Raw genomic sequence first — 19250 nt, 5'->3', positions numbered from 1 at the left:
CCGGTCTGCTGCCGGCCCGGCGCCCGGGTCGGGCTCTCACTGCGGCTCCGGCCGCGCCGGGCCGGGCTGCGATGGCGTTGTGAGGTCTTCCCACGCCTGGCCGGTCCACAGCTGCCACCACGCCCCGGCAGGCACGGCCAGCCGCTGCAGTTGGGCGGTGAGAGCGGCCCGCTGCGCAGGTGTGGTGACCTTCGCCGCGATGCGGCGTGCAGCGGTGTAGTACACCCCGTCGAAGCCGACGCCGAACGGCACGCGCAGCTGGACAGGGCTCCCACCGGCCCGCCTGGCCCGGGCGACGTGGGCGGCGTGCTCATACTCGGTGACGAGTTCCTCGAGCAGATCCTCCTCGGTCAGTGGCCGGCCGTCGGCGCTGCGGCTGGCGGCAACGAACGCGGCCAGGCGGCGCCGGTCGAAAGCCGATCCGGCCACCGGCCAGAACATGGTGATACCGCCCCTGCCCTCGTTGTGGATGCTCCCGACCGGGATACGACCCCATCGGACCGTCGCGGTGTACGCGGCCCCGTCCGGGGTCGGCAGCTCTCGGTAGGACGTGACCTGTAGCGTCGCGTCCGGGACCCGGATGCCGGTGTGCGGCAGGGTGACCAGCGTCGTGGCGGGTTGCGCGGCCGGGTTTGTGGTGCGTCTGGCCGTAGCTGGCGGGAGCGTGTGCGGTGCGGCTTGGACGGTGTGCTGCAACGCGGCGTAGAAGGCCGGCAGGTAGGCGCCGAGCTCCGGCAGCGCCGCGGCGATGACGAGGGCCGCGGCCGGGTTGGCCAGGTCGCCGATGACCAGCGCGGATCGACCGGCTGATGCTTCGCCGAGCGCGGCCCACCAGGCCGTGTCGTCGGGTCCGACGACGGCGATGGGTGGTGTGGCCGGTAGGACGTACAGCATGATGTCCTTCCTTGTCGTGGACGATGTTGGGATGGCGTGCGGCAGCGCCGGACTCTTCGTCCCGGGCGCTCGAGGCACGCGCCATGGATCGAACCGAGCAGCTGGGGTGGCTGCACGGTCGAAGGTTCTGTGCTTGGCGGGCTACCGCCGGCTGCTTGGTCTATCCGGCGGGCGGAGCCGTGGCCGGTGGCGTGGCCAGGTCGGCGAGCACGTCGGTGCTGCCGCGCACAAGGCGGGCCTGCGGGAAGGCGCGCAGCGTCTGGTGGGCGCCGTCGGACACAGCGGACGTGACCGGGCCGGGGACGACCATCGTCGGACGGTCGCGTTCGATGGCGTGCTGCACGATGGTGAGGGCGCGGCTGCGGGTGCTGGCTTCCACCAGCACGGTTCCGGCGGTCAGGGCGGCCACGAGCGCCGCGGTGGCGGTGTACCGCGCCCGTTGGGGTGTGGTGCCGGGCGGCCACGGGCTCAGCAGCATGCCGCGCCGGGTGATCTGGTCGAACAGGTCGCGGTTGGCGTGTGGGTGGGGCTGGTCTACGCCGCCCGGGAGGACAGCAACCGGTGTGCCGTCGCCGGTGAGCGCGCCGCGTAGTGCGGCGGCGTCGATGCCGAAGGCGCCGGTGGACACCACGGTCCAGCCGGTGCCGGCCAGGTCGGTGCCGAGCTGCGCGGCGACGTGCATGCCGTAGCTGGTCGCGGCGCGCGCCCCGACCACGGCCACGGCGCGCCCCAGCACAGCCGACACTGGCTGTGGGAGGTCGCTGCGGACCCACAGGCACAGCACAGCGCCGAGACCGAGTCCTGGCGCGCCGGCCAGGTCGGGCAGCTGCGAGGGCCATTCGTCGTCCTCCGGGATCACCACCCGGGCGCCGGCACGGGCGGTCTGCCGGGCGATGGCGGCGGCCTGCTCAAGCAACTGCGGGCCGGCAGCGCCGGCGGGCAGTGCGTCGAGCATGACGTCGGGCAGGTCCGCCGCGGCGAGCCGGGCGAGCGCGTCGACCGGCTGGTGGGTGGCGATGACCTCGACCAGCCACGGGTTGGCGAGGTGGGCCAGCCCGGCAAGCGTGGCCCGAGCCATCCGGACGTCGCCGATGCCGGCCATCACCGCACCCGCCCCCGTCCGGGACTGGTGAGGCGCAGCGCCGTGCACTCAGCAACATCAGTGAGGTCGGCCCGAACGTCGCGTGTGTGCTCGACGATCGTCGCGGCCGGCTCGCCGTGGCGGGCGTCGACGCTGCCCGGGGCGCGTGCTGCTGCGATGTGCTCACACATGGTTGGTGTCTCCTTTCGGCAGGCTTCTCAGCACCGACATGCCAGGTCGGTGGACCCCCGCAGGGGTTTCGCCGGGCCACTCGACGAGATCAGGAGACGTCGTCGAGGTGGGTCAGGAGACTGCGCAAGTGTTCCCAGGTGAGTTCGCCGTAGTCGGCTGAGCGTTCGTCGCGGTATCGGTAGTCGCCGGTCGACTCGGCTCGCACGCTGAGCCGTTCCAGTTCCGCGCCGGCCGCACGGTCGAACTGCCGGGATCACTGGATGGCCGCGCGCCATGCGGGGTGACCGCGATAGGGTTCCGCTCGCGGCGATCAGCCGGACAGCAGGTCGTGGCTGTCCGTTGATCCGCTGACGGCTGTTCGCCGTGCCGGAGCAGCTCGACGAGTGCTGCAGGATCGGACGCGGCCGGTGGGCGGTGCTCGAGGTGACATGGGCTGCGATCACGGCAATCACGTCGTCAAGATGGCTTCGTCGGTGACTTCGGGGAACCGCTTGTCGGCGAGCCCGGGTCCAGCCGTCCGGCGGCCGATGTCGGCAGTTCGGGACCCATACTTGGGCGATACGCTACGAGGATCTTCTCGCAGAGACCGATTGGTCAGCGGTCCGGCATGCGTTCGGCACGGCGCCAGGGGTGCCGCAGACGCCGGAAATCCTCGCGGCGCTGTTGAGTCAGGACGTTGCGGCGCAGGTCAGGGCGCTCGATGATCTCTACGAGCTGGTTCACCATCAGGACTCCGTCTACCCGGCGACGCCACCGGCCGTGGATTTCGTGGTCGCCGTCCTCGGCGATCAGCGGACGTTGACGCCGGTACCGGCCGATGCGAGGCGCGGTGCCAAGCTGGTGCCGTTACGGGCCAAGCTGCTCGGCTGGCTGACCTCCGTCATGGAGGCCGCTGCCGAGCACGACCAGTGGCCCTCGGCGGGCGGCCCGGCCGAGATCGCTGCCTGCCGTGCCGCTCGCCCGCGCGTCTACCACGCCGCACGTCTGTGGTGCGCCGACCCCGATCCCGAGGTCGTCTTCGCAGCGTTGGGGACGGTCGCATGTCTGCTCGATGCCCCAGAACTCAATGGTCACCGCCACGACACGGCCGTGTGGCTGCGTGAGAACGCCCTAACGTCGCCCGATCGCGGTGTGCGGGTCATGGCGGTGCTGATCCTCGCCTCATGGGGCTACGACACCGCACCGGTGCTGCAGCACGACCCGGATCCCGTCGTGCGCGCGACCGCCGCGCTGTCCGCCGCGACCGTCCGAACGCCTGCCGGCACCCAGGCGATCCTCCACGTGCTGTCGGCCCCGATCGACGCCGCATGGTGCCAGCAGGTGTTGCCGCATTTCGGGCGGCTCTTCCCGTTCCGGCTCCTGCCCGCCGCCATCGAACGTGCGACGCTCGACGAGCTCATCGCGGCGCTGACGCCGCTGCTGGCCGACGCGCCGGACGGCACCTACGCCGGCGACTGGGGCGCACGGCTGCGCGCGAAGGCATTTCCGGACGGCTTCCCGTCAGCACGGCCGCTCGATCCGGCCCAACGCGCCCTGCTGCAGCTGATTGCCGAGCGCTGCTTCGGCCCGGCCGCTCCGCCCGTCCGGTTCGACACGGACCCCAGAAGCGCACTGCGCGACCTCATACCCGACGGCGCGGTCCGCAACGGACGGGCAGCCGGGCAATGGCCGACACGCCAGGCGAAGCCGGAGTAATCCCACCTTTCGAGCACTCAGATCGACCTCAGCTGACGGGTCGGTACCCGCTCATCGGCCAGATCCGTCGGCGGCCACCGGCGAGCACCATCTCTTGCCGCCGAGATGACCTGCACGCGACATGCACCACCTTCCATCCGTCGGCGCGCCATCATCATGCCGCCGCACCTGCTTCGTAAACGCGTCCTCCTGATGAGTCACAACCTCACGTGACATGACCCATGTCGTCGAGGATGCTGCGCGCCCACCGCTAAGGTCATCGAGTATGAGCGTCGACATCGAGGTCGTACAGGACATCACTGACGAGCTGGTCAAGGCATTCGGCCGGCTGCTGCCCCAGCTGTCGCGATCCGCCCCGCCCCTCGATGCGGAGGCGTTGCGAACCCTTGCCGGCTGGCCGGGCAATCACCTGCTCGTCGCTCGCATCGACGGCGAGATCGTCGGCACGCTCACCCTGGTCATGTTCCCCATTCCCACCGGCATGCGCGCCTGGATCGAAGACGTCGTGGTCGACGGGGCAGCGCGCGGCCACGGGGTCGGCGCGACATTGACCCAGGCGGCCGTCCAGCTTGCCCGCAACAACGGCGCGCGGACCGTCGACCTAACCTCGCGGCCGTCACGCGAGGCCGCGAACCGCTTGTACGAGCGGCTCGGATTTCATCTGCGCGACTCCAAGGTATACCGGCTGGATGGCTGACCCAGGGACAGCAGGCACGCCTGCTTGTCCGCTTGGTCATTCGCGATTTTGTACGCCAGAAACCCGTTCTCACCGACGGGGCCAGCAACAGCTTCGCCGTCGTGCCGCGCCGGAGAGACGGCGATGCCCGTCAGGTACCGCGGGTTGTGGTGGTGCATGGTTTCCTTCTGCGGTATATGGCTGGGCGAGCCGGTACCAGGTTGTGAACCCGCACCGCCTGAGGCGGCGTACCGGCGGCTTCAGGTCAGAGACCGAACGCGAACTCGCGGCCGACCAGGTCAGGGTTCGTGGAGGCGGTAATGCGCACGAAGTAGCCGGCGTTGCCGCCGGTGCGGCCGGTGCCGGTCTCGGCGAAGATGTACTCCTGTGCCCAGTCGTCATAGGCGCCGCTGTCCTGATCGGCGGGTGGCACCGGGATGGTCACGGTCGCGGTGGTCTCGACGGTGCCGTACAGCTCGTAGACGTTGTCGATGTGCAGGGTGACGGTCACGTGCCGTGGTGCGACCAGGCCATCGACGGCCCAGCCGCGGTTGGCGGGGTCTTGGGGATGCGAGGCGTCCCAGAGTTCGGTGACGACCAGGTGTCCGTCGTGGTCGGCCCACCGCTGGGCTGCGGCGTCGCGTGCCGCGCGGGTCTTGTAGGTGATGAAGCCGGGGACCTGCGTGTGGTGGCGCAGGACCCGGAAGGGCCGCAGTGGCCGGACCGGGGCCGGAAGGTGATGACAGGGCATGGTGTCTCCTCCAAGGATTGGCTTGGCCATCCGGGGAGCCGGCGCACACGTGCCTCCGCCGTCGCGGAGGCTGGCGGGGCCGGCTCCCGGCGTGGCGGTGTGGTGCTCGTCGTCGGGTTGTGGGTTTCCCCCGCGGTATGGCGTGCGAGCGTGTCGCGGTCGCTGCACGGGCTACGCCGGGACCGGCCCCTCACCCCTGCGCTGTCGTGGCGGTAGAGGTGAATTAGCTTGCGGCTGGCCTGCAGGTCACCAGGCCGGCGGAAGCCGCCAGGTGATCGGCCGTATGCGGCGTGGACGGATGCCTTCGTAGGAGGCGATCAGCAGTCCGCTGTCATCGTCGGTGGCGGTGGTGTAGCGGTCGAGCCAGACGGCGAACCAGGGTTCGGCGGGGGCGCCGAGCCGGGCCGGCTGGTCGACGGCGCTGCTGATGCCGTGGCCGAGGGCGATTGGGGTGCTGCGGTGGCGGGTCATGCGGCCGGCGACCATGGGGCAGGCGGCGGCGGTGTACGCGGCGCAGACCGGGTCGAGAGCCGGTTCGGGCGTGCGGTGGCGGGGCAGGTCGCTGAGCCGCAGCAGCAGGATGCTGCGCCAGTCGAGCTCTCGGCCGCAGACCTGGCAGCGGTGTTCGGTGATGGCCTGGTGCTGGCGTTGCGGGTCGAGGCCGCCGAACAGGTAGCGGCCGTCGAGGCCGCGGGCGGTGATCCAGGGCACGGCCAGGCCGGCCACGACAGGCCGGTGGGCCAGCCACAGCGGGATCGGCGGCGGAGCGTCCGCGGCGGCCGGGGCATGGCCGGTTGTGATGACGCGGCTGGTGGGCACAGGGTGATGCCTTTCGATGTCGAAGGTGCACCGGGGCGGCCGTCGGCTGTCGCGTTACGGCACGGTGCGCGGGACGGTCAGGCGGCGGAGGAACCGCTCTGCTGCAGCGGCAGAGCGGTTTACGTCGTGGCGCGTTGGAGGACTTCGGTGCGGTGGCGCCTCGAGCACCAGATGCTGCGGAACTGGTTGGTGAACCAGTCGCGGGTGACGGCAGCGTTGTTGAGGGAGTAACTGGGGGATGCCGGCCAGCTCCAGGGCGGTAGACCAGCCGAGTTATCGCATCCGGTGCGCGGTGACGTCGCGTTCGCTGCTGCATGCGCCGATGGAGGCGTGAGCGCACGGCCGGCCGCCGGCGTCGGCGTCCCCGGCTCGTCCTCGAGGAGGTCGATCGAGATCCGTGGGCCGGTGCGCCGGTTGACGACCTCGACGACACGCGCCGAGGAACCCAGCCGGCGCACCGCGCGCCACGCCTGTGCAGCGGCCTGCCGCCGGGGTGCCGCCCCGACACGCGAGGACGCCCCGGGCCGGGCGGCTCAGGGCGGGACGCGTCGGGGCGGCGGGCGGGCTAGCGGCGGGTCATCGTCAGCAACTGCCGGTGGGCCCGGGACTTGATGTCGTCGTGGCTGCCTTCCAGGACCGCGGTCGCCCGGGCGGCGAGGTCCCGGCCACGCAGCGACCCGGTGGGCCGGTTGGGCTGCTTCCAGTCGGCGTACTCGGTGATGGCCCGCTCCGCCGCGTAGGCAGTGGAGCCCAGCCGGTCGGTGTTGGCCGTCCACAACCCGGCCAGCATGTCGCGGCGGTTGGTGTGGTGGGTGACAGTCCGCTTCGGTGCGCCCTGCTCGGGCGCGGGCCACAGCTGCTCCAGCACCTGGTGGAACTCGGCGATGGTCAGCGCGGTGCGGGCCAGAGCTTCCTCCTCCGCGGCGAACGCGTCGAAGTACTTGACCGACAGGCCCAGCGTCCGGCGGGCCTCGGCGACACGGTCGCGGGCGTTGCGGGTATGCCGCACGCCCCACCGGGTGAATGCGTCGCGGACCGCGAACCGTTCGGTGTTGCCGCACTCGATCCGCCACGGCGTGACCACCACTTGGGCCAGGCTGGACCCGTCGTGGGAGTTGATCGCAGCGATGTAGGGCACGATCTGGTCGTTGATGCCGGCCGCGTCGATGGTGACCGTCTCGGGCAGCCGCAGGCACACAAACACCCGCCGACCGTCACGCAACGCGCCGGCCGACTCCCAGACCACCTCGTGGTTGGCCACGAGATCCTGCAGGAACTCGAAGATGTCGCGGTTCTGGAACACCTCGTAGCGGGCGCCGACGACACCGAGGCCAGCTTCGGTGTCCTGCCGGACGGTGACGAACTGGTTCGGGAGGACCTTGGCCGGCCCGGCCAGGGCGTTCTGGTAGAGCACCGGCCGGCGGACCACCTCGAAGCCGATGCCACCGGCGTCCAGGACGGTGTCGATGTCGCTGGTGCCCTCGGGGATGACATTGCCCAGCTCGTGCCAGGCCGGCACCCGGGAGTACAGGGCAACCTTGCCGGTGGTGATGTCCAGGCCGTGCTCCGGCAGGACCTCGCCATCGGTCAAGGTCCAGACTTCGCCGTTGTCCCAGCTGTTCGGGTCGTTGACCCGGTAGCGGCCGTTACCGACCGGTACCAGGGTGCCCGCGGCGATGCGAGCCTCGATGTCGGCGCGCCGGTCAGCGGCAGCGTCAAGCTGGTTGCGCCGTTCGGCGGTGAAGGCCGCGTTGCGGTCGCCCGCGGGTAGCGTGTTGGTCATCGGGTCTTGGCTCCTTCCAAGGGTTTGGTGACCCGTGCAGGAAGCCCCGGGCGGTACCACGCCCGGGGCTTCCCGGTGTGTTGACCGCACGGCCCGCGACCCACCCGGGGCGCGGGCGCTGGTGCACGGTCGGGTGGTTATCGCGATGCCGGCCCTGGGCCGCGCAGCAGCGCGCGCAAGGGTTGGCGGTGGTAACGCATACCGTGGTGCGGTTCGCCTGTCGCACAGGCGGCTCCCGCCGGTCGGGCAGGTTCGGCGAGGATGCCGGTCGGATGGATGCGCTGCGCTGGCCCGTGTCCAGGTCGGCGTGCCAGTTCAGCCGCATTCCGGTGGCCCGGCAGGCGATCCGCGCGACGGTGTGAGCGCGTTTGATTACGGCTGCCGAGAGGACCTCGAGCCGCGGGCTCAGGCCACAGCGGTGACCAGTCCGATCCTGGCCGTGGCGGTGCCGAACGGTGTGTCCAGGTCCAGGTGTGCCGCGGCGAGCTGGTCAGCCAGGGCGCGCAGGACCGCGAAGCGGGCGAACGGGTCGGTCAGGTCCGCGTCGGCGTCGACGGTGACCGTCGTGGTGAGCGTGTACGTGCGCCGAGATCGGTGGCGTTCGACGTGGGCCGGTGTGGTTGGCGGCATGCAGGTTGTCCCTTCTGTGCGGGAACCCGGCGCCTGCACGTCGCCCCCGAGCCGATGCTGGGGTCGCCGCGCAGGCGTCGAGGTCCCGGCTTCGGGTCGTGGATGGTTGAGATTCGGCGGCGGGCCGCTGGCCCGCTGCGGGGTAGGCCCGGGGCTACGGCCCGGCTGTGATCCGGGTGGCGGTTTCCGGGTCTGGGTTGGTCGGCGGTCGCCAGGTCCAGCGTTCGCCGGTGCCGCCGGGGCCGGCTCGGAAGCCGTACATCAGGACCGCGCCCGCGTCGTCGATGACGCGGACCTGCCAGAAGACGCTCACGCCGCGAAGCTCGGTACGGACGTAGCGTTTGATCGCGTCAAGGTCGGTGAAGCGGGTGCCGACCCCGGCAGGTACCGCGGCCGGTTCCAGGTCGATGGGATGCGCGTTGGGGCTGCCGACCAGGTAGCCGTGGTTGCCGCGCACCGACACGCACAGCAGCCGCAATCCGCGGCCCGCCACGACGGGTTGACTGCCAGTCGGGGCGGTGGGGTCGTCGAAGCAGCCAGGCATCCGATCGAGCAGGTCGGCGCGCAGCTGCGGCCCGCTCCCCCACGCCTCGGCCCGGTCGCTTGCCCCCGTGGCGATCGCGTCCCATTGGGTGGCCGGGATCTGCCAGTCGTCCGGTGAGATTCCCCCGCCCTGCTTGAGGTCAGCGAGGCGGCGGCTGTCGTAGCGCAGCAGCGCGTCGTAGACGTGCGCCAGGACGGTCGGCAGCAGCGCGGCCGGCTCGTCGACCGCCCGGATGGCGGCCAGGATGGTGCGCATCTGCTCACCGGTCAGTGTCCGGCGGGTCGCCGTGTTCACGACTGCAACCGCAGGCGGAAGGTCGGCACGTCGGTCAGTTCGAGCCGGCACCGCTGCTCGCACGTCGGGCAGTAGATGGTGTACCGGTTCTCGCATGGGCACGGGTCGTCGCGGTCGCCGTTGTCGTAGGCGAGGCAGTCGCGGCATTCGGCGTACGGTGCGCCGGGCCGGCGGCCGAACAGGTCGGTGAACCCGATGGAAGTGCCGTCCTGGTCGAGCAGGCAGGTGTGGTCCAGCCAGGTCCAGCGGTGCCCTCCTGGGCAGACGATGTCCACCGGTTCGACCTGCAGCCAGTAGCCGTCGTCGGTGGTCACGTCCAGGAACACCTCGGGTGCGTCGTCGCCGATCTGGACGAGCGCATACGCGACCCGGTCCGCGTCGACGGCCAGAACGATACTCACCGACTCGGTGAGCGCGTTGTGGTCGTGGTAGTAGCTGGTTTCCTCGCTGGTGGTCCAGCCCCGGGCAGCGCACCACAGCTGCATCCGGGCGCTGGTGTCCAGCTGCGGGTGGTAGTCGGCGAAGACAGGGTGCCGGATGAACTGGGCCACGGCGTCGGTCAGCTCCGGCAGCGGGTCGCCGGTGCGCTGGCGGACCCACGCGCCAGCGTCGATGAGGTGGTAGCCGTGTTCGATGCGCACTGCATCGTGGTGCATGCGTGACTCCCTTGATGACGATGCGCCCGCCGATGGCGGGCTGAAGGATCGGAGGCAACTGCCGGACGGACGGTCCCGGCGGCCCGGGCCGGCTGCCGGCGTGTCGGCTTCAGCCGCGGGTGCGCCGGCGCGGCCGATGCTGCCGCGGACTGGCGGTGTCCGGGTCGGGCGGGCAGAAGCTCAAGCCGCCGGCCGTGGTGGTGTAGTCGATGGACACCCACGCTCCGTCGATCTGGGCGAGTGGGGTGCCGCACCGGGTGCAGTCGTGCTCGGCGGTGGCCGCGTACGTTTCGCGGTCGGCGCGCCAGCGGCCGGCGTCGGCGGCCAGGTCGAGGCGGGCGTGCGGCGCGCCCACCGGGTGCAGGGTGATGGTCCCGTCCAGGTCGTAGGTGGCGCGGGTCAGGTACGCCGGGCCGCCGTGGGTGGCGTAGGCGACATACGGCGTCCCGCCGATGATGAGGAACGCCCCGCGGTCGTCCGAGGCCGGGAATGGGTGGGTGTTAGCCATGGGCGGTGTCTGCCTTTCCGCACCCTGCCGGCGTGCCGCCGAGCGGCCCCACGGGGTGTATCCCCCGGCGGCGCCGTGACGCGCCAGGTGGCGCGCTCGGCGGCCACCGGCAGGGAATGCACGCAACCGCAAGCCAGCGGGTGCCGGCCGCGCGGGGTTGGTTGCTGCGGTTAGTCGGTGTCGGGGCCGATCTCGCTGCGGTCGGTGACGTGCGCCCAGATGCTCGGGTCGCCGTCGGTGTGGATTTCCACCCCGGCCGGGCCCCAGTCGCCGACGACCCGGTAGGGCCAGTCGCCGTCGGCGTACCGGACCCGATCCCCGGGCCGGTACTGCACACCCGGCAGCGAGGCCAGCTGGTCGCCGCCCTCGTCGTGCCATCGGCGGATGTCGTCGTCGATGGCGACCAGGTTGCCGTGGTCGGTGATGCACCAGGCGTTGGGGAACACGCCGCCGTCGGCCATCGCCCGGGCCAGTTCGATCTCGGCCACCTCCCGGCTGGGGTAGTCGCCGACCCGCTTGCCTTCGAGGCTGACGTGGTAGCGGCCCCGGTCGAAGCTGATGTAGCCGTCGAACTCGTCCGGGGTGTCCTGCCAGCCGTCGAGGATGTCCTCGTCGACGTCGTCGGCCAGGTGGTGCAGGCTGGCCGCGAGCAGCGACACGTCGTCGTACAGGTCGCCGATGGTGATGTACACGTCAACGCCGGCGGCACGGACCTGCAGTCGCACGTCGCCGTCGGGGTGGCGTTGCACCGCGAACTCGGGCTGCGTGTCGCGCAGGTCCAGCCGGGTCACGCCGCACTGTCTTGAGGTTCGGGTTGCGCCTGCGCGCCAGCGCCGTCGCCGCCAGGCGCAGCATCCGCGTACGGGTGCTCGGGGGTTCCCTCGCAGTCGACGAGGACGACGAACTCGGCCGGGTGGTCGGCGGCGGTGACCCGCACGGACGACAGCACCGGCCAACGGTCGGCACCGACGTGGGTGGGTGGGGCAACGAACCGCATGAGGATGCTCCTCACTGTCGCAGCGGGGTTGGGGTTAGTCGGTGTCCTGCAGCAGGGCGAAGGCGCGGGCGGCGAGCTCACGCTGTCGGCTGCTGAGGTCGGCGGGGTCGCCGTGGACCGCTTCGGCCGCGGTGATGACGAGGGCGTCGAGGTCCTCCGGCGGGAACGCGGCGCTGATGCCGACGAGGACCACGCACGACAGACCGGGCGCCATGACGGACGGCGAGGGGGCGGTGTGACCGACCTCGTCGAGCGCGTCGACCGTGGCGATGATCGGCTGGAGCCGCTGCAGCAGCCCGATGTAACGGGCCTGCTGCTGGGCGGCCAGCCGGGCGATGCCGGCATAGCCGGCCGGGGCCGGTTCGATGTTAAGCAGCCCCGGTCCGCTGCTCGGCGCTGATGCGGGCCGGTCAGCGCCGGCGGTGGCTTCGGCACCGGCCCGGCTCCATCCCTCGGCCGCGGTGGCCAGGGCCTGCGCGACGGTGCGCAGCTCGTCGGGGGCCAGCAGCAGCGGGATCAGCTCGTCGCCGGGTGTGGGCAGCCACGCCATCCCGGCCTCGACGATCGGGTTGACGTCGCGGCGGCGCAGCAGCGGCCGGGTCCCGTCCAGCGACGGCTCATCGTCGCGGTCCGGGTCGAAGATGCGGATCTGGCTGCCGCCGTCGCGTTTCGCGGTGTACATGGCCGAATCGGCGCGGGCCCGGGCCTGCTGGGCGTCGACCGTGCCGTCCGCCGCGGTCCCGGCGGCGGCGATACCGACGCTGGCGCGGGGTTGGATCCGGTAGCCGCCGATGACCGCCGGACCGGCGAGTACTACCCCAATCTGGTCGGCGAGGTCCTGCGCGTCGGTGCCCCAGGCCAGGAGGGTGAACTCGTCGCCGCCCTGGCGGACCAGGACGCCGTGCGGGGGCACGGCCTGCGCGAGGCGTCGGGCGATGAGGGTCAGGTACTGGTCCCCGGCGGCGAGGCCGAGGTTGCCGTTGATGGTGTGCAGGCCGTTGACGTCGATGAGCGCGACCGTGATCGGTGCGCCGCCGCGCCCGGCCGCAGCGAGCATCTCGTCGGCGAGGGCCCGGTTGGGCAGCCCGGTCAGCGGGTCGGTGCGCGCCGCGGCCACCGCATGGGCAAGCCACTGCTCGTAGCGGCGCGCGACGACGGCAGAGCCGGTCAGGTAGGTGACGCCGAGGGCGAGGACACCGATCACCGTGACGACGGTGTGGCCTGTCACCGCGGCCAGGATGGTGGCGCTGGTCAGCACGAGCGCGGCGAGCGTCAGGCGTTGCCGGGCCGCGGCTGCCGGATGCCGCTGCTCGCGGTGGTCAAACGTGGTGGTCACGAGAATCTCCTCCACATTGGTGTGGATCGGGTTGGGATGGCTGGGGCCGACCGGCCAGGCCACCGGCACACCGTGGGGGCGGCCTGGCCGGCGGGAGCCTGGCGCGGCGCTGGCCGGGCCGGGTGACGGTGCGATGCCGGCGGGTTCCGCCGGTGCTAGCCGCAGGGAGCAGCCGCGTGCGCCCGGCAGGAGATGCCGGCAGCGGACGCGATGACGGTGCTCATCACCGGCCGCTGCGGCGCAGGGGTCCGGGCGTTCACCGTCCCGCTGAGCCGGCCGTGCTCGACCATGGACGCGGCCAGCGTGGTGGTGTGTGCATGGCTGCCGCGCTGGACGCCGAGGGTGCCGGTCGCCTCGGTGCTGCGGGTGTTGTGTCGGTGCACCGGCAGGAAGGTGGTCCACCAGTCGGTGCCGCGGCCGGTCGCGAACACCATGTCCTCGTCGCCTTCCATGTCCCTGGTCACTGAGGTTCGTGCGGTCCGGCCCCACCGGCGGGTCCGTCTGCGCCGTTGCCGGCGGCGAGGCGTTCGGCCAGCTTCACCAGGTGCGCGGGTGGCTGACGGCGGTCCGGAGCGTTGTCGTCCAGCCAGCCGGCGAGGAGCTTGTCCGATTCGGTGACGAAGGTGTGCTCAGCGTCGGGCGGCACGTCGCCGGTGGTGACCTCCGGGTATCGGGCAGCGAACGCGGCCCACATCGCGTCCCGTGCGGCGTCGGCCGCTTGCGTGAAGCGGGCCCGGCCAGCTTCCACCTCGTCGATGACCGCGGCGGTGAGCTCGGCCAGTGTGCCGGTCGTCCAGTTCGCTGGCACGGGGATCGCCCACGTGTCGTCGCGGTCCGGTCCGATGGAGCAGTCGGCGGGATCGGCGATCGGACGATCCAGGTCCCGGCGCTCATACCAGCCGGGGCCGAGGGCGGCCGACCAGCGCAGGTCGCCGTACCGGTCCGGCGCCTGCCGGCCGGCGTACACGACGACCACACCGCCGCTGGTGTGCTCGACAACCGCGTCGTGGCCGCGCTTGCGCAGTGCGTCAGCGACCGCGGCCAAATCGATGCGCCGGGGGTAGCGGCCTTGGTTGAACGCCACGCGCAGCTGCCCGAGCAACGCCGGGTCGATCTGTTCGGGCAGGTGCAGGTCCTGCGCAAGCCGGGACGTCCCCCACAGTTGCGCATCGGTCGGTGGTGGTGTCTGGTTGGCGGCGCTGGCCTCACCCCACGCGGTGATGAGGTCCAGGTGTTCCCACCATCGTGCGTCGTTGCGTTGCATGGCTCCTCCGCATGGTGCCGGTATGGAGCGCTGCACATCGGGCGTGCCAGCTGCGGCGCACGCCGCAGTTGGCAGAGCCGTCCGATGTGCAGCGCCGCAGCGTTGAATCGGGAATTTCAGGCCGCAGCGGCGGCACTGCGTCCGCCCTGACAGCGGCGCAGTTCGGTCAGCCTCAGGGGCGGGACGCCCTGCCGCGGCGCTCCTGCAGGGTGGGCACGTCGCCGAGGTCGGCGCGCAGCCGGCGCTCGGCGCATCGCGGTTCTTGAAGAACTGAGCTCGGTCCGCGCTGGCACGCGGCCGCGTCCGCTGCTCGGGCCGGATGACGGTCCGTGGCTGGTGAGCCCCGGTTGCCGCCGCGACCGCGTGCGGGCCTAGTCGTCGATGTTGACGACGTACAGCTCCTCGCCGTCGGCGTCGATGCGTTCGAAGGCGTCGGCGAACCAGTGGCCGGCGGCGGTGAGGAGGTCGGTGACCAGGGATTCGTCGGGCCATTCGTCGTCGCGGTCGGCGTGCCATTGCAGCTGCCCGGTGCTGTCGTATCCGGCGACCAGGCTGACGGATGCGCCGGACACGTCGCGGGTGCGCCGGAACAGCAGCTGCGCCACGGTGGGCAGCGCGGCGCGGGCGGCGATGCCGGCCTCGGCGATCAGGAGTTGGGCGTAGCGTGCCGCGGCCCGCTGTGCCTGTTCACGGGCGGCCGCGAGCGTCTGTTCGCGGACTGGTTTCGGGAGGCGGACGTAGCCGGTTGTGGTCATGGCTGCTCCAGGGTGTGGTGTGCAGGGAGGCGGTGTGATCCGGTCCGGTGCACCGACCGCTGCCTGGATCGCGGCAGCTGGTGGACAGCGGATCGGCGGGTTCGGGCCTGGGATGTGCGGCCTGCGGCGGACCTGCTGGGGCGGGCGCTGGCGCTGTCGCCGAAGGCGGACAGGGCGCCGGCCGGTCCGGGTGAGGCTCAGGCCGTGCCGAGGCCGAGGCGCCGGCCGAGTTCGGGTCCGAGCTGGACGGCGGCGACCGCGGCGGGCAGGTGGCGGCGCTGCCATCCGTCGAGGGCGGCAGTCAGGTCGGCGTGGTATTTGCGGTGCTGGGTGAGCGCTGCGGTGAGGCCCCAGGCTTGTTCGATGCCGTTGTTGGCGCCGCGGGCGGTGTGCGGCCGGACCGGGGCGAGGGCGTCGCCGAGCAGCACGGCGTGCCCGCTGCCGATGGGCCACACCATCCGGGTCGGGGGTTCGATGTCCATCACCGGCGCGGCCATCCGGGTGGTGGTGGCCTGGACTAGGGCGGCCTGTTCCTCAGGCAGGTAGCGGCGGGCGCTGGCGTCGACCTCGGCGCGGGCCGCTGCGGTGACGTGCTGTGGCAGCGCGAAGACCCGGCGGGTCGGCGGGGCGCCGAAGAAGTCGATGTATTGGGCGGACGTGGCGCCCAGGTAGAAGGTCCAGTCCGCGCCGCCGGGGATGGGCGCAACGTTGAACTGCATCCCGTTGTACGGCGAGGGTTCGAAGCGCAGGAAGTCCGACAGGCCCGGCAGGGTCGTGTCGGTCTGGCCGCGGTGGGCGATGTAGCCGGCATAGTGCAGCCGCCGCTGCGGGTCGAGCAGCCGCCGTCCGACCGAAGAGCGGCCGTCGGCGAAGATCACCAGGTCGGCCTGGGCGGTGTCGCCGCCAGCGAAGTGCAGCAGCGGCTGGTCATGCTCGGCGGACAGTCCGGTGACCCGGACGCCGGTCTGCAGGACCTCGGTGGGCAGACGGCGGGACAGCGCCGTGTGCAGCAGTGTCCAGGTGGTGTTGCGCCCGGCGTAGAGGTTCCGCCGGATTTGACCGGGCCGGCGCTGGCAGACCGTGATGTGCATGACGGCCTCGGAGTCGTAGCGGACGAACTCGTCCTGGGGCACGCCGAGGTGCTCGAGCACGTCGAGGGATGAGTGCTCCAGGCCGATCAGTCCGCCGCCTTGCGGGGCGCTGGCCGGGACGGCCTCGTAGACGGTGACGTCGTCGAATCCGGCCTGCAGGAGCAGCAGCGCCATGGTGGGGCCACTGAGCGATCCGCCGACGACCGCGACCCGCAGACGTGTGGTGGTCCGCCTCGCCGACCTGGCCGGCGTCCCGGCCGGCCGGACGGCCTGCGGCGTGGTGGTGGGGTCGGGGTCGGGCGTCGTGGTGGAGGGTGGCTGGCTCATGTCAGGACTCCGTTCGCCTGGGTTGCGCGAACAGCCGGGCACAGCCGTCGGCGGCCGTGCCCGGGTTCGCGGTGGATGCGCGTGGTGGCCGGGCAACGGCCGGGCAGCGCCGATCGGCGCTGTGGTGCTGCTGGTGCGAGGTGCTGGTCGCGGCGGTGAGCCGTGACGGGTGGTGCTGCGCCGCGTGGTTACTGGTGTGCGGCGGTGATCATGCGGGCGTCCGGTGGACGGACGGCCACGTGGAGCAGGAACGTCCACAGCCGGGCGCCGCGGCGGACCTCGATGGACAGGTCGTCGCGGTGCAGGCCGAGGGTGGTCAGCTGGTCGGTGGTGTTGTCGGCCTGCCAGCGCAGCCGCACGATGTCACCGACGCGCAGGAACGTCGCGACCGAGTGCCAGACGTCGAGCAGCGGCGCGCCGCCGATGCTCACCGACGCCGTCGCACCGGGCAGCTGGTGGTCATGCCAGCGGCGGCCGGTGTCGTAGCCGGCGATGTCGGCGGCCACCTCGATGCGTCGGCGACGGTGGGGTCCGGCGGTGTCGGGAAACAGGCGCTGCTGTTTCGCGGTGTAGATGCGCCGCTCGCCGCCGCCGAGGCTGGTGAGGGCGGCGTCGATGAGCCCCGCCCCGGCGGAGGCGGTGAACGTCAGCGCTTCAGCGTGACGCAGGGCCTGCACGTCGCTGATGAACAGCAGTCCGCGCGGATGCTCATCGTCGGGTGTGGACGGTTCGGTGTGGCTGGACGTGGTGGGATCTGGTTCGCCGGCTGTGTGCTCGGCCATGCTGGTTGCCCTCCGTTCGGGTGGAAGGTGCTCAGCCGGTCTCGCGTGCCGCCCCACGCGAGCGCCGACTGGTGCCAACGGTTGCGGCGGATACGTGGATGGGCGACGCGGGAGACGGTGTTAGACCAGCGTCAACGGCGAGGGTGCGGGGACGGCGGTGGTGTCGGTCCAGGTGTCGAGGTGCCCGGCGTCGCACAACTCGTCGTCGGCGGTGGCGTGTGCGTCGACGACACGGCGCAGTTGCCGCTCGGACAGCGCGGTCGGGCCGCTGGCGGCGGTGAACATGACCAGGCCGCACACGAACGGCGCGTCGTGCGGGCCGGCGAACGTGCCGCCGGACAGGGCGCTGCACATCTGGGTGGCGACCCAGTTGAGTTCGCCGCTGCCGTCGTGCTGGTCGCCGTCGAGCCAGCAGGCGATGCCGTCGCCGAGGTCGATGCGGTAGGCGGTGCCGGTGCGGGTGCGCCGGTGCATGGCGGTCGTGGTGGCGTTGCCGGGCGCGGCCGGCAGACGCAGCTGTCCGGAGGCGGTGACGACGGCGATGCACGCCGGGTCGGGTGCGAGGGCTGTGAGATCCGGGGTCCGGATGGGCGTGACGTGGTGCAGCGTGCTCGTCATGTTGTGCGTCCCTTTCGTGGGAGTTGGTGGCATGCCCGGGTGGTGTGCTGCCCGGCTGTCGCCGGGTCGGGCTCGAGCGCGGACGCCGGCATGGCCTGTCAGGCGGCGACGGTGACGAGCACGTCGTCAGGTGCGGCGTCGGCCAGCAGGAGGATGGCCTGCTGCATGTGGTCGACCAGGGCGTGTGGGCTGTTCTCCTGCGGGTAGCGGCAGGTGCCGGTGCGCATGACGATGAGGGCGTCGCCGGCCAGCCTGCGCAGGCTGTGGTATGTGACGTAGCTGCGGCGTCCGGCGTGCAGCAGCGCGGATTCGGCCCCGTCGGGGCGCCGTGCTCCGACGCGGCCGGTCGCCGACCACGCGTCGTACCGGGCGGTGGCCTGCTGGGCCGCGAGCGCCCCGGTGGCGGGGATGTCGAGCAGCCGCAGCGGTCCGCCGGCGCACCACGTCGGGTGGCCGTCGGTGGGTGCGGCCAGCAGCGCGCGGGAGTGGTCGGCGCCCGGGTCGGCCAGCAGCCGTCGCGCCGGGCGCAGGTCGTCGTCGAACAGGCACGCCAAGGTGGTGTGCCAGTCGGTGATGCCGAGGTGGTCGGCCGGATACCAGAACGTGACGGTGCGGATGGTGATGCCGGTGGGCAGGGTGATGGACATGCTCGTGCTCCTTTTCGCGGTGGTGGCGGGGTGCGGCCAGGCGATGCGGGCCGGGTGACGGGTCAGTTCCCGCCGGTCGGGGTCGGTGCCCGGTGGGTGGTGAGCGTCAGGTACCAGCCGTCCGCGGCCAGCCGGGCGGCGTCCTGCGCGCCCAGGGTGCGCAGCTCGGCGCCGATCGCGCGGGCCTGCTCGTAAATGGCTGCTGTCCTGGCGACGATCTCGTCGCGTTGCGCGAGGACGCCGAAGCCGGCCAGGGTCAGGTGGGCGTGGTGCAGCCGGGTGGTGTCCTCCCGCAACCGGTCGATGCGGGCCATCAGCGCGCGGATGCGCTCGTAGCGCGGCAGCGGCCGGTACTGGCGCAGCAGGTCCTGCCAGTGCGTGCGCTGCGCGTCGGCCCGCGGCTGGCGGTGCTGGGAGCGCTCGCGGCGACGGCCGACCGCGATCGACGGGGCTGCACCGCACAGCAGCACCGTGACCGTGGCGGCGCCGGCCAGGTAGCCGGCGCGCAGCTGGTGCAGCAGCGGGTGGCTGGCCGGCTCGTCCAAGGCCAGCACGTGCGTGAGCGGGGTGGCCTCGGTACGCAGCAACCGGGCCTGCGCACGCGAGGGGGTGCCGGGTGGGCATTGCGCAGCGAACGCCGCCCGGCGCTCCAGCGTGCCGGGCTGGCCGGCGGGTGCGGGCTGGGGGTGCGCCGCGTTGCTGGTCAGCCAGATACCGTTGCTGCCGGAGCGCAGCAGCAGCGCCGGCCGGGGGTTGCTGGTGCCGGTGGCCGCGGCGGCGGCGTGCTCGGCGAGCTCGCAGACGGTGTCGAGGTCGAACGTGAGCCGGATGGTCATGGTGGTGCGCCTCCTACGGGCTTCAGGCTTGGATGGGTGCGCGTCGACGCGCGCCCGGCGTGGGCGCGCGACCG

General features: G+C 72.2%; 23 protein-coding genes. 2 read left to right on the top strand and 21 right to left on the bottom strand.

Annotated elements, in window-relative coordinates:
- Positions 1-36 precede the first annotated feature (36 nt).
- The 3 genes from AC6JBM_RS04545 to AC6JBM_RS04535 all read right to left on the bottom strand — a co-directional run bounded on the left by AC6JBM_RS04545 (position 37) and on the right by AC6JBM_RS04535 (position 2166).
- Positions 37-894, bottom strand: coding sequence for a hypothetical protein (locus AC6JBM_RS04545; RefSeq protein ID WP_497982366.1), 858 nt, complete (start codon positions 892-894; stop codon positions 37-39).
- A gap of 160 nt (positions 895-1054) precedes the next feature.
- Positions 1055-1996 carry a DNA-processing protein DprA gene (locus tag AC6JBM_RS04540; protein WP_497982365.1) on the bottom strand — a complete coding sequence of 314 codons (942 nt, stop codon included), beginning with the start codon at positions 1994-1996 and terminating at the stop codon, positions 1055-1057.
- Positions 1996-2166 carry a hypothetical protein gene (locus tag AC6JBM_RS04535; RefSeq protein ID WP_497982364.1) on the bottom strand — a complete coding sequence of 57 codons (171 nt, stop codon included), beginning with the start codon at positions 2164-2166 and terminating at the stop codon, positions 1996-1998. Before AC6JBM_RS04535 ends, AC6JBM_RS04540 begins: the two co-directional genes overlap by 1 nt.
- 631 nt (positions 2167-2797) lie before the next feature.
- Between AC6JBM_RS04535 and AC6JBM_RS04530 the strand changes: the two genes are divergently transcribed.
- Together AC6JBM_RS04530 and AC6JBM_RS04525 are read left to right on the top strand one after the other, a co-directional pair.
- Positions 2798-3862: a hypothetical protein gene (locus AC6JBM_RS04530; protein ID WP_497982363.1), complete on the top strand. Its 1065-nt coding sequence runs from the start codon at positions 2798-2800 to the stop codon at positions 3860-3862.
- Positions 3863-4127: 265 nt separating this feature from the next.
- On the top strand, positions 4128-4559 hold the full coding sequence (locus tag AC6JBM_RS04525; RefSeq protein ID WP_497982362.1) for a GNAT family N-acetyltransferase: 432 nt from the start codon (positions 4128-4130) through the stop codon (positions 4557-4559).
- Between the two features lie 244 nt (positions 4560-4803).
- Here AC6JBM_RS04525 and AC6JBM_RS04520 read toward each other — a convergent pair whose 3' ends face one another.
- The 18 genes from AC6JBM_RS04520 to AC6JBM_RS04435 all read right to left on the bottom strand — a co-directional run bounded on the left by AC6JBM_RS04520 (position 4804) and on the right by AC6JBM_RS04435 (position 19176).
- Positions 4804-5289 carry a hypothetical protein gene (locus AC6JBM_RS04520; protein WP_497982361.1) on the bottom strand — a complete coding sequence of 162 codons (486 nt, stop codon included), beginning with the start codon at positions 5287-5289 and terminating at the stop codon, positions 4804-4806.
- A gap of 246 nt (positions 5290-5535) precedes the next feature.
- On the bottom strand, positions 5536-6108 hold the full coding sequence (locus AC6JBM_RS04515) for a hypothetical protein (RefSeq protein WP_497982360.1): 573 nt from the start codon (positions 6106-6108) through the stop codon (positions 5536-5538).
- Positions 6109-6673: 565 nt separating this feature from the next.
- Positions 6674-7891, bottom strand: coding sequence for a DUF932 domain-containing protein (locus AC6JBM_RS04510; protein WP_497982359.1), 1218 nt, complete (start codon positions 7889-7891; stop codon positions 6674-6676).
- Between the two features lie 405 nt (positions 7892-8296).
- Complete coding sequence (locus AC6JBM_RS04505; protein WP_497982358.1) at positions 8297-8521, bottom strand: hypothetical protein; 225 nt, start codon at positions 8519-8521, stop codon at positions 8297-8299.
- A 154-nt stretch (positions 8522-8675) separates the two neighbouring features.
- Complete coding sequence (locus tag AC6JBM_RS04500) at positions 8676-9359, bottom strand: hypothetical protein (protein ID WP_497982357.1); 684 nt, start codon at positions 9357-9359, stop codon at positions 8676-8678.
- Complete coding sequence (locus tag AC6JBM_RS04495; protein ID WP_497982356.1) at positions 9356-10015, bottom strand: hypothetical protein; 660 nt, start codon at positions 10013-10015, stop codon at positions 9356-9358. The genes AC6JBM_RS04500 and AC6JBM_RS04495 overlap by 4 nt, the downstream gene beginning before the upstream one ends.
- Positions 10016-10124: 109 nt before the next feature.
- The gene (locus AC6JBM_RS04490) at positions 10125-10523 is read right to left on the bottom strand and encodes a hypothetical protein (protein ID WP_497982355.1); all 399 of its coding nucleotides are present in this window, start codon (positions 10521-10523) and stop codon (positions 10125-10127) included.
- A 170-nt stretch (positions 10524-10693) separates the two neighbouring features.
- On the bottom strand, positions 10694-11314 hold the full coding sequence (locus AC6JBM_RS04485; protein ID WP_497982354.1) for a hypothetical protein: 621 nt from the start codon (positions 11312-11314) through the stop codon (positions 10694-10696).
- A complete protein-coding gene (locus tag AC6JBM_RS04480; protein ID WP_497982353.1) occupies positions 11311-11520 on the bottom strand; it encodes a hypothetical protein in 210 nt (69 codons plus the stop codon). Before AC6JBM_RS04480 ends, AC6JBM_RS04485 begins: the two co-directional genes overlap by 4 nt.
- A gap of 34 nt (positions 11521-11554) precedes the next feature.
- Entirely contained in the window at positions 11555-12856 is a 1302-nt protein-coding gene (locus AC6JBM_RS04475) for a GGDEF domain-containing protein (RefSeq protein WP_497982352.1), read from the bottom strand.
- A gap of 155 nt (positions 12857-13011) precedes the next feature.
- The gene (locus AC6JBM_RS04470) at positions 13012-13320 is read right to left on the bottom strand and encodes a hypothetical protein (protein ID WP_497982351.1); all 309 of its coding nucleotides are present in this window, start codon (positions 13318-13320) and stop codon (positions 13012-13014) included.
- Positions 13317-14120, bottom strand: coding sequence for a hypothetical protein (locus AC6JBM_RS04465; protein ID WP_497982350.1), 804 nt, complete (start codon positions 14118-14120; stop codon positions 13317-13319). Before AC6JBM_RS04465 ends, AC6JBM_RS04470 begins: the two co-directional genes overlap by 4 nt.
- Before the next feature lie 371 nt (positions 14121-14491).
- Positions 14492-14875 (bottom strand): hypothetical protein, encoded by a 384-nt coding sequence (locus AC6JBM_RS04460; protein WP_497982349.1) that lies wholly within the window; start codon positions 14873-14875, stop codon positions 14492-14494.
- A 197-nt stretch (positions 14876-15072) separates the two neighbouring features.
- The gene (locus AC6JBM_RS04455; protein WP_497982348.1) at positions 15073-16293 is read right to left on the bottom strand and encodes an FAD-dependent monooxygenase; all 1221 of its coding nucleotides are present in this window, start codon (positions 16291-16293) and stop codon (positions 15073-15075) included.
- A gap of 188 nt (positions 16294-16481) precedes the next feature.
- Complete coding sequence (locus AC6JBM_RS04450) at positions 16482-17075, bottom strand: hypothetical protein (RefSeq protein WP_497982347.1); 594 nt, start codon at positions 17073-17075, stop codon at positions 16482-16484.
- 120 nt (positions 17076-17195) lie between these two features.
- Positions 17196-17693: a hypothetical protein gene (locus tag AC6JBM_RS04445; protein WP_497982346.1), complete on the bottom strand. Its 498-nt coding sequence runs from the start codon at positions 17691-17693 to the stop codon at positions 17196-17198.
- 98 nt (positions 17694-17791) lie between these two features.
- Positions 17792-18340, bottom strand: a complete 549-nt coding sequence (locus AC6JBM_RS04440) for a hypothetical protein (RefSeq protein WP_497982345.1) — start codon at positions 18338-18340, stop codon at positions 17792-17794.
- A 62-nt stretch (positions 18341-18402) separates the two neighbouring features.
- Complete coding sequence (locus tag AC6JBM_RS04435; protein WP_497982344.1) at positions 18403-19176, bottom strand: hypothetical protein; 774 nt, start codon at positions 19174-19176, stop codon at positions 18403-18405.
- Positions 19177-19250 lie beyond the last annotated feature (74 nt).

The sequence above is a fragment of the Dactylosporangium thailandense genome (genome assembly GCF_059739745.1).
This window is presented reverse-complemented; position numbering and strand designations above follow the sequence as displayed.